This window comes from Paenibacillus cisolokensis (assembly GCF_018403665.1).
Classification (GTDB): domain Bacteria; phylum Bacillota; class Bacilli; order Paenibacillales; family Paenibacillaceae; genus Paenibacillus_AH; species Paenibacillus_AH cisolokensis.
In genome coordinates this window covers 15,879-30,157 of record NZ_BOVJ01000171.1, presented here as the reverse complement: position 1 = coordinate 30,157, position 14,279 = coordinate 15,879, and the positions used below count along the sequence as shown (strand labels likewise).

General features: G+C 59.7%; 7 protein-coding genes and 3 pseudogenes. All 10 read left to right on the top strand.

From position 1 onward, the window contains the following. Positions 1–184: 184 nt before the first annotated feature. The 10 genes and pseudogenes from PACILC2_RS21705 (at position 185) to pheT (ending at position 14,270) form a co-directional block, all read left to right on the top strand. Complete coding sequence (locus tag PACILC2_RS21705; protein WP_213530794.1) at positions 185–1,498, top strand: ABC transporter substrate-binding protein; 1,314 nt, start codon at positions 185–187, stop codon at positions 1,496–1,498. A gap of 85 nt (positions 1,499–1,583) precedes the next feature. Continuing rightward, positions 1,584–2,432: a carbohydrate ABC transporter permease gene (locus tag PACILC2_RS21700; RefSeq protein ID WP_062494881.1), complete on the top strand. Its 849-nt coding sequence runs from the start codon at positions 1,584–1,586 to the stop codon at positions 2,430–2,432. After that, the gene (locus PACILC2_RS21695; protein WP_372447201.1) at positions 2,429–3,256 is read left to right on the top strand and encodes a carbohydrate ABC transporter permease; all 828 of its coding nucleotides are present in this window, start codon (positions 2,429–2,431) and stop codon (positions 3,254–3,256) included. The genes PACILC2_RS21700 and PACILC2_RS21695 overlap by 4 nt, the downstream gene beginning before the upstream one ends. A 34-nt stretch (positions 3,257–3,290) precedes the next feature. Continuing rightward, positions 3,291–5,237 (top strand): beta-galactosidase, encoded by a 1,947-nt coding sequence (locus tag PACILC2_RS21690; protein WP_062494877.1) that lies wholly within the window; start codon positions 3,291–3,293, stop codon positions 5,235–5,237. A 53-nt stretch (positions 5,238–5,290) separates the two neighbouring features. Then, positions 5,291–6,334 carry a LacI family DNA-binding transcriptional regulator gene (locus PACILC2_RS21685; RefSeq protein ID WP_062494875.1) on the top strand — a complete coding sequence of 348 codons (1,044 nt, stop codon included), beginning with the start codon at positions 5,291–5,293 and terminating at the stop codon, positions 6,332–6,334. A gap of 16 nt (positions 6,335–6,350) precedes the next feature. Next, a complete protein-coding gene (locus PACILC2_RS21680) occupies positions 6,351–6,899 on the top strand; it encodes a glycerol-3-phosphate responsive antiterminator (RefSeq protein WP_213530791.1) in 549 nt (182 codons plus the stop codon). A 74-nt stretch (positions 6,900–6,973) separates the two neighbouring features. Continuing rightward, a pseudogene (gene glpK, locus PACILC2_RS21675) lies at positions 6,974–8,469 on the top strand (glycerol kinase GlpK). A gap of 206 nt (positions 8,470–8,675) precedes the next feature. Further along, positions 8,676–10,343: pseudogene (locus PACILC2_RS21670) on the top strand (glycerol-3-phosphate dehydrogenase/oxidase). A 414-nt stretch (positions 10,344–10,757) separates the two neighbouring features. Next, a pseudogene (pheS, locus tag PACILC2_RS21665) lies at positions 10,758–11,791 on the top strand (phenylalanine--tRNA ligase subunit alpha). A gap of 37 nt (positions 11,792–11,828) precedes the next feature. Continuing rightward, on the top strand, positions 11,829–14,270 hold the full coding sequence (gene pheT / locus PACILC2_RS21660; protein ID WP_213530790.1) for a phenylalanine--tRNA ligase subunit beta: 2,442 nt from the start codon (positions 11,829–11,831) through the stop codon (positions 14,268–14,270). The last annotated feature ends 9 nt before the right edge of the window (positions 14,271–14,279 follow it).

Below are 14,279 nucleotides of genomic sequence, written 5' to 3'. Positions count from 1 at the left end.
CGGTTCCGCACGACAGCGACCGGTTACGCATGAAAGAAAAGGTTAAAATTATAGTAAAATAAAGCGTTGACTTTTAGTAAAACTTATAGATATTTTTATTGCAGACCGAAATCGCTTACAGAAAAAGTGAAAAGCGATTGGCGTGTCCCTACCATGAACGAGAGATGAGAGGAGATTCGCGCAAATGAAAAAGAGTTCAAAGTGGGTCGGTTTACTGCTGATGGTAAGCTTGCTGCTCTCCGCATGCGGCAATTCGGGCGGCTCGTCCGAAGCCGGCAGCGGCGGCGAAGGTGAGGGCAAAAAAACGACGCTGACGGCCTGGGCCTGGAACGTAAACGTCGGCGCAATGGAAGAAGCGATGGCGCTCTACCAGAAACAAAACCCGAACGTGGAATTGAAAATCGAGGATCTCGGCCGTCTGGACGTGTACGACAAGCTGTCCACGGGCCTTGCGGCAGGCGGATCGGGACTTCCGGATTTCGTGCTCGTCGAGGATGACCGCATTCAAGGTTACCTTGATGCGTTTCCGAAGGGCTTCCTCAATCTGAGCGAAAAAGGCTTTGACGCCAAATTGAGCGAGTTCCCGGAATTTAAGCGCGGGATCGTCTCCAAAGACGGCGCGGCCTATGCATTCCCGTTCGATGCGGGTCCTGCCGGCGTATTTTACCGCACCGATCTGTTCGAGCAGGCGGGCGTCGATCCGGCGTCGATCGAAACGTGGGACGATTATATCGCGGCCGGCAAGAAGATCAAGGAGAAGACCGGAGCCCAGTTGCTCCCGATCGACAAGTTCAAGGACGACGCGACGTTCCGCATTATGCTGAACACCCTCGGCGTTTACTATTATGATGCGAACGGCAACATCGACCTGACCAATCCGAAAGCGGTTCAGGCGATGACCGTACAGAAGAAGCTGAACGACGAAGGGCTGATCAAGGACGTCAACGGTTGGGACGGCACCGTATCGGCCACGATCGACGGTTCCATCGCCTCCATTCCGTTCGGCGCATGGTATTACGGCACGATTATCGACCAGGCGAAAGAGCTTGAAGGAAAATGGGGCGTATTCCCGGTACCGGCATTCGAAAAGGGCGGCAACCGGGCGGCGAACCTCGGCGGCAGCAGCTGGATGATCAACGCGGCTTCGGACAACGCGGACGAAGCGTACAAGTTCCTGGAATTTTTCTCGACATCCGTCGACGTTCAGAAAATCGCGATGGAAAAATACGGCCTGTTCCCGTCGTACGCTCCGGTTTACAAAGAGGACCTGTTCCAGAAAGAGGTGCCGTTCTTCAGCAACCAGAAGATTTGGAAGCTGTTCGCGGACGAGATGGAGAAAATCCCGACGCCTTACTATACGAAAGATTACGCCATCGGACTGGATGAAGCCGTCAAAGCGCAGGCCGATGTGTTCAACGGCAAAGACCCGGCCGAAGCGCTCAAAGCGGCGGCGGACCGGCTGTCGGAGCGGACGAAACGCGAAGTAAACAGCTATTAACGATTGAACGTTCGCGGGAGATTCGGGCCTCCATCCGGATCTCTCGCCCTTTTGTTGTCCAAGCAATGATGCGGGAGGTTTCCACGTGAGAACAAAAACGGCAGTGCCTTATCTGTTTCTAACCCCGGCTCTCGTGCTGTTTGCCATTTTTATGGCTTATCCGATCATCTATTCCTTTCTGCTCAGCTTTCAAACGAGCGAAGGAGGGGAGATGGTCTTTGCGGGGATCGACAACTATAAACGATTGCTGAGCGACTCGATTTTCTGGAAGGCGCTCGGCAATACGTTTGTCATCCTGATCGTCCAGGTGCCCATCATGCTGCTGCTTGCGCTTGTTCTGGCGGCGGCGCTCCATTCGCTGACGCGGTGGAGAGGCTTTTTCCGCGTTTCGTTTTTCATTCCGGCGGTAACGTCTCTTGTCGCTTACTCGATCATTTTCTCGATCATGCTGATGAGCGACGGCATTGTCAATCAGCTGCTGGAAACGCTCGGCATCGGCGCGGTGCCGTGGCTGTCGCATCCGGTATGGGCCAAGGTGGCGCTCATTCTGGCCATGACATGGCGCTGGACCGGCTACAACATGGTGATCTACCTTGCCGCCATGCAAAATATTTCCGAATCGCTGTACGAAGCGGCGAGCCTTGACGGCGCCGGCAAAATCAGGCAGTTCTTCACGGTGACGATTCCGCAGCTGAAGCCGGTGCTGCTGTTTACCGCCATTCTGTCCACGATCGGCACGCTGCAGCTGTTCGACGAACCGTATACGCTGACCAAAGGCGGCCCGAGCGACGCGACGCTGACGATCGGCATGTATTTGTATCAGACCGGATTCCGCTATTTCGACTTCGGCTACGCCTCGACGCTGGCTTATGTCATTGTCGTGCTGATCGGCATCCTGTCGTACATTCAGTTTAAAGTAACGGGGGATGAATGATGAAAACGAATCGCGTCGGTTCCGTACTGAAATACGTTTTGCTGATCGTCGGCGTGTTCGTCTCGCTGTTCCCCTTCTATTGGGCCGTCATCGGGGCGACGAACGAGAGCGGCAAAATTTTCGCCAAGCCGCCGGTGCTCGTACCGGGCGATCGGTTTATCACCAATATCGTCAATTTGAACGAAGCGATCGGCATCGGGCGGGTCATGTTCAACTCGGTCTTTATCGTCGTCATCTACACGACCCTTAGCCTGATCGTCTGCACGATGGCGGGGTACGCTTTCGCCAAATTCAAATTCAAAGGGCGGAGCACGCTGTTCAGCATGTTTTTGTTGTCCATGATGGTGCCTTATCATGCGATGCTGATCCCGCTGTTCAAAATGATGGCCGCTTGGGATTGGCTGAACACGTATCAGGCGGTCATTTTGCCGAACCTGGCTTATCCGTTCGCGATTTTCCTGATGCGGCAAAACATGCTGGCCATTCCGGACGCGATCATGGAGGCCGGCCGGATCGACGGCGTCGGCGAATGGCGTTTGTTTACTAAAATTATTATCCCTTCGGTCAAATCGTCTTTGGCGGCGACGGCGATTTTTCTGTTCATGTATCAATGGAACAATTTTCTGTGGCCGCTCATCGTGCTGAATACGAAGGAAATGTACACGCTGCCGGTCGCGCTTTCCAGCCTGTTCGGCCTGTCCCGTATCGATTACGGCCAGGTGATGGCGGGCGTGACGCTCGCGACGGGTCCGATTATCGTATTCTTCCTGATGCTGCAGCGGCAGTTCATATCCGGCATGCTCGGAACGGCCGTGAAGGAGTAACGGTTGCGAATATTTCGTGAGGAGAGAGAGACAGATGAGATTAGGAGTGGACTATTACCCTGAATTTTGGCCGCCTGAATGGATGGACGAAGATTTGGACGGCATCGCCGGCCTCGGCGCAAATATAATACGAATCGGGGAATTCGCCTGGCATCTGATGGAGCCGCGCGAAGGGGAATTCGATTTTTCGTTTTACGACAAGGTGCTGGATAAAGCGAAAGCCCGCGGCCTCGAGGTGATGTTCGGCACGCCGACGGCGACATTTCCCGCATGGCTGGCCCGAAAACATCCGAACGTGCTGGGGCGCGACGAGGCGGGCGTGGAGCGGGCGTTCGGCGGGCGCCGGCAATACTGCTTCAATTCCGCGGAATACCGCTATTACAGCGCCCGCATTACGCGGGAGCTCGTGAAGCATTACCGCGACGAGCCGGCTGTCGTCGTCTGGCAGGTCGACAACGAATTCGGCCACGAAGGCAGCGACATGTGTTATTGCGACAACTGCCGGAGAGCCTTCCAGTTATTTTTGCAAAAGAAATATAAAGATATCCGCACGCTCAACGAAACGTACGGCACGATTTTCTGGGGCCAGACGTATAACGAGTTTGCCGAAATCCCCGTACCGGCGAAGACGGTGACGACGCACAATCCGTCGCTCCGGCTCGACTGGGCGCGCTTCCGCTCGCATTCGATCAACGACTTCGCCCGCGAGATGACGGAAATCGTGCGCGCGCACAAAGGCGAGCATCAGTCGGTGACGACGAACGTGTCGGGCGGATTTTTCGGCAAATGGTTCGATCACGACGAGCATGTCCGCCCGTTCGATTTTGTCTCATACGACAATTACCCCGTATGGGGCGGGCTTGCCGAGCCGGTGCCGCCGGAAGCGACCGCGATGGCGCTTGATTTCAACCGCGGGCTGAAGAACCGGCCGTTCTGGATCGTCGAGCAGCTGATGGGCGCCCAAGGGCATGATATTATCGGTTATTTGCCGCGTCCCGACCAGGCGAAAATGTGGTCGATGCAGGCGTTCGCTCACGGCTGCTCGGATCTGTTCTATTTCAGCTGGCGGGCGAAAACGAAAGGCGCGGAGCAATTCTGCTACGGCATCGTCGACCACGACAATGTGCGGGGGCGGAAGTACGAGGAGGTCCGGCGCGTATTCCGGGAAATCCGTCCGTACGAAGCGCTGCTCAAGACCGATATTCCGGCGGAAATCGCCGTGCTGTACGACTACGACAATATTTGGTCGTGGCGGATTCAGCGCCAGAGCGAGGCGTTCGATTACGAGAACGAGCTGCTTCGGCTGTACCGGCCGTTTTACCGGCTCAATGCGCATATCGACGTCATTCCGGCATCCCGTGACTTCTCCCGATACAAGGTCGTGGTCGTCCCCGTCATGCAGGTCCTCGACGAGGAATTGGGCGCGCGCCTTGACGCCTTTGCCGCCGCAGGCGGAACGGTGCTGTTCTCCTTCCGGGCGGGTCTGAAGGACCGCAGCAACAACGTTCATTTCGGCATGGAACTGCCCGGCTATGTCGCCGCCATGTGCGGAACGAAGGTCGCCGGTTCCGAGGCGCTTCCGGCCGGACGAACGGTGCCGGTCATCGGCTGCGGCGAGCGGGAAGGACGCCGTTCCGAAGCCGCCGTCTGGCGCGATCTGCTGAAGCCGACGACGGCGGAAACGCTGTACCGGTATGACGATCCGTTCTACCCGGACGCCGCGGTTACCCGTAACCGGTATGGCAACGGCACGGTGTACTATATCGGCTGCGGCATGGCGGACGATGTATTGGAAGAACTGGCTGGAATTGTTGTCAAGGAAAAGGAAATCTGGCATATTGAAAGTGACTGCGGCGTCGAAGTGTACGAGCGGACGGACGGCGGCAACCGGTACCGTTTTCTGCTGAATCACACTTCGGAACCGAAGACGTTCGGCGCTATTCGGCTTGCGCCTTTCGAAAGCCGGATTGTGAAGGTTTGAAGGGAGAAGACCGGGCCGGGCGCACACGCAAAAACACCAGGAGGGGACGGAGCATGGCAACGATAAAAGATATTGCGCGCCTCGCGAATGTTTCCATCGCGACCGTGTCCCGGGTGCTCAATTACGATCCGACCATTTCGGTTTCGGACGAGACGCGCAAACGGATATTCGAGGTCGCCCAGGAGATGAACTACAAGACGCTGCGCGAGCGCAGCGGCCAAAGCGGCAAAGAGCGTTACCGGATCGGTCTCCTGAACTGGTATTCGGATCAGGAAGAGATGCTCGACCCGTACTATATGGCGATCCGGCTCGGCGTGGAGAAAGAGTGCGCCCAGCGCCAGATGGAGCTCGTCAAAATGACGGGCCAGGCCGGCGATTCGCGGCCGGACCGGTCCGGCGAATCGTTCGACGGCATCGTGGCGATCGGACGATTCGATTCCGACGACCTGGACATGCTGCCGGCCGGTTGCGATAACGTCGTCTTCGTCGATTCGTCGCCGGACGACCAGCGCTACGATTCGGTCGTGATCGATTTGCCGAAAGCGGTGGGCGAGGTAGTGGACCATCTCGTCCGGTACGGCCACCGGAATATCGGCTACATCGGCGGACGCAATATGGTAAACGGCAAACGGGTACGGGACGAACGGGAGCTCGTCTTCGGGGAGCGGCTCCGGGAGCTCGGACTGTTCCGTCCGGAATTCGTCTACACGGGCGCCAAGCTGTTTTCGGAGGACGGCTACAAGCTGATGAAGGAGGCGCTGGCCGGCGGGGAGATGCCGACCGCGTTTTTCATCGAGAACGACTCGATGGCCGTCGGCGCGCTGCGCGCGCTGCACGAAGCGAAGGTGAGCGTGCCGGAAGACGTGTCCATCGTCGGTTTCAACGATATCGCCATCTCCGAATTTTTGCATCCGCCGCTGACGACGGTCAAGGTGCATATGGAGTTTATGGGCGAGACGGCCGTCGAACTGCTCGCGGAACGGCTTGCGACCAAACGGGATATTGCCAAGAAGGTCGTGCTGCCGACAAGTCTGACCGTTCGCGACAGCACGGCCCGCGTCGAGGAGACGGGCTCCGCCGGCGGCGGGAAGGCCTAAAACCAGGAGGACAGGGATGGCGTTCGATTCGCAAACGATACTACCGGCCGTACGCAAGTGGAAAGATCTGGAGTCGTTGCTGTCCGCTCCATACCGGTACATTGTGCTGCTCGGCGGCCATATCGGGCAATTGAAGAACGCCGTCGATCTGGCATCCGGTGCGGGCAAGCGCATTTTGCTGCATGCCGACTTGATCGACGGGCTGAAAAGCGACGATTACGCGGCCGAATTTTTGTGCCAGCACATTCGCCCGGCCGGTCTGATCTCGACCCGCGCGAATGTGGTGGCGAAGACGAAGCAGAACGGACTGCTGGCGATTCAGCGCATGTTTCTGCTCGATTCGGGCGCGCTGGAGAAAACGTATGCCCTGGCGGAGAAGACGAAGCCCGATTTTATGGAGGTGCTGCCGGGGCTTCTGCCGCATCTGATCCGGGAAGTGAAGGAGCGCACCGGCACGCCGGTCATCGCGGGCGGCCTGATCCGCACGGCCGAGGAGGCGGAAGCGGCCCTCAGAGCCGGAGCGGCGGCGGTTACGACATCGCAGCGGGATTTATGGCGCAGTTGAAACGTTCGATCCGTTAACGGCTTCGGCCGTTAACGGCATAACGACGACGCTTCGGCAAAGGGGAGATACGCGAGATGGAGACGTTTATGTTGGCCGTGGATCAGGGCACGACGAGCACAAGAGCGCTGCTCGTCGACCGGAAGGGCGGCGTGAGGGGAATCGTCAAGAAAGAATTTGCGCAGCATTTTCCGGAACCGGGCTGGGTCGAGCACGACGCAGAAGAAATATGGGAGTCGGCCGTTGCCGTCGTCAGGCAACTGCTGGAGGAGACCGGTGTCACGCCGGGACAGATCGCCGGCATCGGGATCACGAACCAGCGGGAGACGACCGTCGTCTGGGACAAGACGACAGGCAAGCCGATTCATCGCGCCATCGTCTGGCAATCCCGGCAAACGGCCGGCATCTGCGAGGAGCTGAAGGCGGCCGGCCATGAGCGGACGTTCCGCGAGAAGACAGGGCTGCTCATCGATCCGTACTTTTCCGGAACGAAGATCCGCTGGCTGCTCGATCGGGTGGAAGGAGCGCAGGAGCGTGCGGAGCGCGGGGAGCTGCTGTTCGGCACGATCGACTCGTGGCTGATCTGGAACATGACGGGCGGACGGCTTCATATAACGGACGTCAGCAACGCGTCGCGGACGCTGCTGTTCAACATTCATGAGCGCCGGTGGGACGACGAGCTGCTCGCCCTGCTGCGGATTCCGCGCGCCATGCTTCCGGATGTCCGCCCGTCTTCGGAAGTATACGGAACGACGGAAGAAGGGCTGTTCGGCGGCCCGATCCCGATTGCCGGCGTAGCCGGCGACCAGCAGGCGGCGCTGTTCGGCCACGCTTGCTTCGAGAAAGGCGAGATCAAAACACGTACGGCACCGGCTGCTTTATGCTGATGAATACCGGCGACCGGGCCATTCCGTCGAAGCACGGCTTGCTGACGACGATCGCCTGGGAAATCGGCGGCAAGCTGGAATATGCGCTCGAGGGAAGCGTATTCGTCGCTGGATCGGCGATCCAGTGGCTGCGCGACGGACTGCGGCTGATCGAATCGGCGGGCGAAACCGGGGCTCTGGCCGGGCAGGTGGCGTCTTCCGAAGGCGTCTACGTCGTGCCGGCATTCGTCGGGCTCGGCACTCCGCATTGGGACAGCGATGCCAGAGGCGCCGTGTTCGGGCTGACGCGCGGCACGACGAAAGCCCATTTCGTACGGGCTACGCTGGAATCGCTGGCGTACCAGACGAAAGACGTGATCGAGGCGATGGAGCAGGACTCCGGCTTGAAGGTGAAGGCGTTGTCCGTCGACGGCGGGGCCGCCGCCAACGACTTTCTGATGCAATTCCAGAGCGACATGCTCGGGGTGCCGGTGGAGCGGCCGGCAGCCAGCGAGGCGACGGCGATCGGCGCGGTATATTTGGCGGGCTTGGCCGTCGGATATTGGAGCGGCAAAGACGAAATCGCGGCCATGCAGTCCATCGACACGACGTTCCGGCCGGCGATCGATGCAAAGCGGCGGGCGGAGCTATATGGCGGCTGGCAGCGAGCGGTACGGGCGACGCGGGCTTTTACGGCGAAAGAATAGCGCCGGGGGCGCCTTTCGCATAAAGTCGATTGCCGGCGCGGAAATTTTTTCGCGCATGGTGCAAATTTTTGAATCGTATGCTATAATCGATAACAAGTTAATAACGGTTGGAGACTTGGAGAAACCACGGCAACCTGCATGAAGGGCGTATTTGCGCTTTCCCGGCAGGTGGTTCGGGGTTTCTCTTTTTTTGGAGGAGTGGGATGATGAACAGCAAGGAACAACGATTCGGAGCGAAAGACCGCGCCGCGCTGCTGGAAGGCATGCAGCGCGACGAGCTGGATGTGTTGGTCGTCGGAGGCGGCATTACCGGAGCGGGCATTGCGCTCGATGCCGCGTCGCGCGGCTTGCGGACAGCCGTCGTGGACATGCAGGATTTTGCGGCGGGCACGTCGAGCCGCTCGACGAAGCTTGTGCATGGCGGTCTGCGCTATCTGAAGCAGCTTGAGATCGGGGTCGTTGCCGAGGTCGGCAAGGAGCGCGCGATCGTATACGAGAACGGGCCGCATGTGACGACGCCGGAATGGATGCTGCTGCCGTTCTACAAAGGCGGAACGTTCGGCCGCTTCTCGACGTCGCTCGGACTGCGGGTGTACGATTTTCTGGCCGGGGTCAAGCGCAGCGAACGCCGGAAGATGCTGTCCGCCGAAGAGACGCTGAAGCGCGCCCCGCTGCTGAAGCGGGACGGCATCAAAGGCGGCGGTTATTATGTCGAATACCGTACCGACGATGCGCGGCTGACGATCGAAGTCATGAAGAAGGCGGCGGAGTACGGGGCTTATGCCGTCAATTACGCCAAAGTCGAATCGTTCCGGTATGACGCGAACGGCAAGCTGACCGGCGCCCGTATCGTCGACCTGCTCTCCGGCGAAGGGTACGAAGTGCGGGCGGCCGTCATTGTGAACGCGACGGGGCCGTGGGTCGACAGATTGCGCGAAATCGACGGCTCCAAACAGGGCAAGACGCTGCGGCTGACAAAAGGCATTCATCTCGTCTTCGATCAGAGCCGCTTCCCGCTTCACCAGGCGATTTATTTCGATACGCCCGACGGCCGGATGGTGTTCGCCATACCGCGGGACGGCAAACGTATGTCGGCACGACCGATACCGACTATACAGGGGACACCGCCAATCCGCGCATGACGGCGGAAGATCTGGCCTATGTGCTGAACGCCGCCAATTTCATGTTTCCGTCGCTCAAGCTGACGGAGCGGGACGTCGAATCCAGCTGGGCGGGCCTCCGTCCGCTCATTCAGCAGGAGGGCAAGGACCCGTCGGAAATTTCCCGCCGTGACGAAATTTTCGTGTCGCCTTCCGGCCTTGTTTCGATCGCCGGAGGCAAGCTGACCGGCTACCGGAAGATGGCCGAGAACGTCGTGAACAGCGTTCTCGAACGGCTCGTCCGGGAAGGCCGGGCGACGCAAACGCCGTGCAAGACGAAGCAGATTCCGATTTCCGGCGGCGATGTCGGGGGATCCGACCGGTATCCGCAGTTTGTCAAGGAGGCGGCGGCAAAAGGCGTGCGGAGCGGATTCGCCGAGGACGAGCGCAGCTGATCGCTTCCCGTTACGGCTCCAATGCGGAGCGCATATTCGCGCTCGAGCCGGAAGCGCGCAAGCTGGCCGACCGGCATGGGCTGCCGCTCGGGCTGGCGGCACGGCTTCTGTACGCGATCGAGTCGGAAATGACGGTGAAGCCGGAAGATTTCTTCATTCGCCGGACAGGCCAGCTGTTTTCGATATCGCTTCCGTCCGGCAATGGAAGAAGCCGGTCATCGACGCGATGGCCGAGCTGCTCGGCTGGACGGACGAGCGGAAGCGGGAATATGCGGAATCGCTCGATCAGAAGCTGCGCGCCGCGGTCGAGCCGGCGTAAGCGGAAGGCGCGGCCCCGATTCTATTTGCATCGTCCGGACTTTGACGCTATAATGATGACATCTGCAGCTTCATATAATACGATGCGATGATGGAGACAAGTAAGCCGCGCCGCACACAGGGAGGAGACGCCGGAGATTGAGAGCGTCTCTGTGAGAACGGCACAGCCGAAATTCACTCCGGAGCAGACTTTTGAACCGCCGCCGCGTTGCGGCCAAGTAGAAAGTTCCGGGCGCCGGTCCGTTATTCGGCTGGAGGGATTGCCGGTTCGCGGTTTCGCGCGGACAGCGGCCGCAAGCACGGATGATGCGGCTGTGGCTGCGGATGCGGGCAATCTGAATAAGGGTGGTACCACGGTCCTTTCGTCCCTTGCGGGGAGGAAGGGCCTTTTTACTTTTTCCGGGAGGCGAAAGCGATGAAGGAACGATTGGAGGCGCTGCGCGCCGAAGCGCTGCGGGATCTGGAGCAGGCAGCGGATCAGCAGCAGCTGAACGATTTGCGTGTCAAATATTTGGGCAAAAAGGAGCGCTGACCGAAATTCTTCGCGGCATGGGCGCTTTGAGCGCCGAAGAACGGCCGGTCGTCGGCCAAGTCGCGAACGAGGTCCGGGAAGCGATAGAAGCCGTCATTCAGGAGAAGCAGGAAGCGTTCGCGCGCTTGGAGACGGAAAGCCGTCTGCGGGCCGAAACGATCGATGTGACGCTGCCGGGAAACGCGCCTGCGGCCGGTTCGATTCACCCGCTGAACAGAATTGTGCAGGAGATCGAAGATATTTTTATCGGCATGGGCTATACGGTTGCCGAAGGGCCTGAAGTGGAGACCGATTACTACAATTTTGAAGCGCTGAATTTGCCGAAAAACCATCCGGCCCGCGATATGCAGGATTCGTTCTATATTACGGAGGAACTGCTGATGCGAACGCAAACCTCCCCGGTGCAGGTGCGGACGATGAAAGCGATGAACGGCCGAACGCCGGTCAAAGTGATCTGCCCCGGCAAAGTGTACCGGCGGGACGACGACGACGCGACCCATTCGTTCCAGTTCAACCAGATCGAAGGTCTCGTCATCGACAAGCATATCCGGATCAGCGATCTGAAGGGGACCCTGCTGCAGTTCAGCCGCCAAATGTTCGGCAGCCAGGCGCAAATCCGGCTTCGCCCGAGCTTCTTCCCGTTCACCGAACCGAGCATGGAGGTCGATGTCACGTGCGTGCAATGCGGCGGCAGCGGCTGCCGGATGTGCAAGCATACGGGGTGGCTTGAAATTCTCGGCTGCGGCATGGTGCATCCGCGCGTTCTGGAGATGGGCGGCTACGATCCGGAGGAAGTAACCGGCTTTGCCTTCGGCATGGGCGTGGAACGGATTGCGCTGCTGAAATACGGCATCGACGATATCCGCCATTTCTATACGAACGATCTCCGGTTTTTGAACCAGTTCGGTCGGTTGTAGATGTTATAGAATCGAAAGGAAGGTGCGGACAAGAACAATGAAAGTATCCTGCCATTGGCTGAAAGAATATATCGATTTGGAAGGAATTAAGGCCGAGGTACTGGCCGAAATGCTGACGCGCGGCGGCATTGAGGTTGACGGAATCGAAAATCGGAATCAGGGCGTCGACGGCGTCGTCGTCGGATATGTCATAAGCCGCGAGAAGCATCCGGACGCCGACAAGCTGAGCGTATGCGTCGTGGACGCCGGCACCGGTGAACGGCTGCAAATTGTGTGCGGCGCGAAAAATGTGGACGCCGGACAGAAAGTGCCGGTCGCGCTGGTCGGAGCCGTGCTACCGGGCGGCCTCAAGATCAAGCGGGCCAAGCTGCGCGGCGTGGAGTCGCAAGGGATGATCTGCTCGGCCAGGGAGCTCGGCCTGAACGACAAGCTGCTGCCGAAGGAACAGCAGGAAGGCATTCTCGTGTTGCCGGAATCGGCGCCTGTCGGCAAGCCGATCGTAGAGCTGCTGGCGCTGAACGACAACGTGCTGGAGCTCGATCTGACACCGAACCGTTCGGACTGCCTCAGCATGCTCGGCGTCGCCTACGAGGTCGGCGCGTTGACGGGACGGCCGGTGAAGCTGCCGGATAATGCGGTCCACCATGCCGCCGAGCGGGCGGACCGGCATTTTCAGGTCCGGATCGAAGCGAAGGAGCAGTGCTCGCATTATGCGGCGCGCTATATCAAAGGGGTGGCGATCGGCCCGTCGCCGCTCTGGCTGCAGTCGCGCCTGATGGCGGCAGGCATCCGGCCGATCAACAACGTCGTCGATGTGACGAACTACGTGATGCTGGAATACGGACAGCCGCTGCATGCCTTCGACGCCGACAAGCTGGAAGGCGGGCGCATCGAAGTGCGTCTGGCCCGGGAAGGGGAAGAGCTGACGACGCTTGACGGGCAGAAGCGCAAGCTCGAACCGCATATGCTCGTCATCGCCGACGCGGCGAAGCCGGTCGCGCTGGCCGGCATTATGGGCGGCGCAGACAGCGAAGTGACCGGCAATACGGTCAACCTGCTGCTGGAGTCGGCCCGCTTCGACGGCGGCGCGGTCCGCCGCACGTCCCGGCAGCTCGGCCTCCGCTCCGAATCGAGCCTCCGCTTCGAGAAAGAGGTCGACCCCGAACGCGTGCTGCCCGCGCTCGACCGGGCCGCTTCGCTGATCGCCGAGCTGGCTCAGGGTCTTGTCGCCGAAGGCGTCGTCCAGGACAAGACAGCGCCTGGCGAGGCGCGTGAAATTATCGTTACGCTGGATAAAATCAACCGTTATCTCGGCACCGGGCTGTCGAAGATGGAAGTGCAGACGATATTCGGGCGGCTGCAGTTCGAAAGCGAGGTGGGCGATGACGGAGTGTTCCGCGTGACGCCTCCTTCCCGGCGCGGAGACATCGTGCGCGATGTGGATCTGATCGAGGAAGTGGCCCGGCTTTACGGCTACGACAATATTCCGACAACGGCGATCGAAGGCCGGACGACGCCGGGCGGGTTGACGAAACCGCAGGCGATCCGCCGCGGGCTGCGCCGGCTGCTGGCCGACGCCGGTCTGCACGAGGCTGTCAGCTATTCGTTTACGAGCCCCGCGGGCGCGGCGCTGTTCCCGCAATTGACGGACGCAAGCCGGCCGATCCGGCTGGCGATGCCGATGAGCGAGGAGCGCAGCGTGCTGCGCACGTCGCTGCTGCCCCAATTGCTCGACATTGCGGTTTACAACCGGAACCGCAAAACGAACGATCTGGCGTTGTTCGAAATCGGCAGCGTCTTCCATACGCAAGAAGAGGAATTGACCCGCCAGCCGAAAGAGAAGCACCGGCTCGCCGTACTGCTGACCGGCAACCGCCGGCAAGCGGGATGGAACCGGACGGCGGAGCCTTTCGATTTCTACGATGCGAAGGGCGTGCTGGAATCGGTCTTCGCTTCGGTCGGCCTTGCGGAAGACGTCGAATACGAGGCGGCTGCGCCGGAGCATTTCCATCCCGGACGCACGGCCGCAATCCGGCTGCGGACGGAAAGGGGCGCCGAGCCGATCGGATACGTCGGGCAGCTTCATCCGTCGCTGCAGAGCGAATACGGCCTTGCCGATACGTACGTGCTGGAGATCGATCTGGAGCCGGTATATGAACGGGCCGATTTCAACATCCGATACCGTCAGCTTCCGCGTTACCCGGCAAGCGAACGGGATCTGGCCGTCGTCGTCGACCGCGGCGTGGAGACGGCCCGGCTGACGGCCGCCGTGCGCGAAGCGGGGGGCGATTTGCTGGAGTCGGTGCGGCTGTTCGACGTCTATACCGGCGAGAAGCTCGGCGAAGGCAAGAAGAGCGTCGCGCTGGCGCTCGTATACCGTCATCCCGAACGTACGCTGACCGATGAGGAAGTGGCGGAGCGCCATGCCGCCGTTGTTAAAAAATTGGAACAATCTTTTAGCGCCGAATTGCGCAAATAGGCAGGAAAG